Here is a 1,053-nt window from a genome sequence, read left to right as displayed (position 1 = left end):
GCGTTACCGCGAGGCAGAACTTCTTCAGGGAAGATGAAGTTTTCGTGGGGTTGGTCCGTAGGAGCCATCCAAGCACGAATGCCTTCGTTAAGCAGAATGTTCTTAGTGTAGAACGTTTCAAACTCAGGATCTTCAGCAGCGCGCAATTCTTGGGATACGAAGTCATAGGCGCGCAGGTTTAATGCTAAACCGACGATGCCAATGGAGCTCATCCACAAGCCTGTGACGGGTACGAACAGCATGAAGAAGTGCAACCAGCGTTTGTTGGAGAAGGCAATTCCGAAGATTTGCGACCAAAAACGGTTAGCTGTCACCATCGAGTAGGTTTCTTCTGACTGAGTTGGGTTGAAGGCGCGGAAGGTGTTTGCGCCTTCGCCGTCTTCAAACAAGGTGTTTTCTACGGTTGCACCGTGGATGGCGCACAACAGCGCACCGCCCAAGATGCCTGCAACGCCCATCATGTGGAACGGGTTGAGCGTCCAGTTGTGGAAGCCTTGCAGGAATAACAAAAAGCGGAAAATTGCTGCGACGCCGAAACTGGGGGCGAAGAACCAGCCTGATTGACCCAAGGGGTAAAGCAGGAACACCGAGACAAACACGGCGATGGGGCCAGTGAATGCTAGGGCGTTGTAGGGACGGATGCCTACCAAACGGGCGATTTCAATCTGACGCAGGCAAAAGCCTATAAGTGCGAAGGCGCCGTGGAGGGCGACGAATGTCCACAGCCCACCGAGTTGGAACCAGCGGGTGAAGTCCCACTGTGCTTCGGGGCCCCACAGGAACAGCAGGGAGTGTCCGAGGCTGTTGGCTGGGGTGGAGACTGCTACGGTGAGGAAGTTGGCTCCTTCAAGGTAGGAACTTGCCAAACCGTGGGTGTACCAGGATGTGACGAAGGTGGTGCCTGTTAACCAGCCACCGATGGCTAGGTAGGCGCAGGGGAATAGCAGGATGCCAGACCAGCCTACGAAGACGAAGCGATCGCGTTTGAGCCAGTCGTCGAGGACATCAAATATGCCTCTTTCGGTCTGGGCGCGTCCGACTGCGATTGTCATT

The 1,053-nt window shown here is 55.0% G+C and carries 1 protein-coding gene; it reads right to left on the bottom strand.

All coding sequences use genetic code 11. The annotated features are described in order from the left end of the window. The coding region (psbD, locus tag QUA23_RS30940) for a photosystem II D2 protein (photosystem q(a) protein) (RefSeq protein WP_333110749.1) at positions 1–1,052 on the bottom strand (1,052 nt) is incomplete at its 3' end. Between the last annotated feature and the right edge of the window lies 1 nt (position 1,053).

Source organism: Microcoleus sp. Pol1C5 (genome assembly GCF_036701115.1).
GTDB lineage: Bacteria > Cyanobacteriota > Cyanobacteriia > Cyanobacteriales > Microcoleaceae > Microcoleus.
The sequence above is the reverse complement of the archived record's forward strand: the minus strand, read 5'-3'. Positions and strand labels throughout refer to the sequence as shown.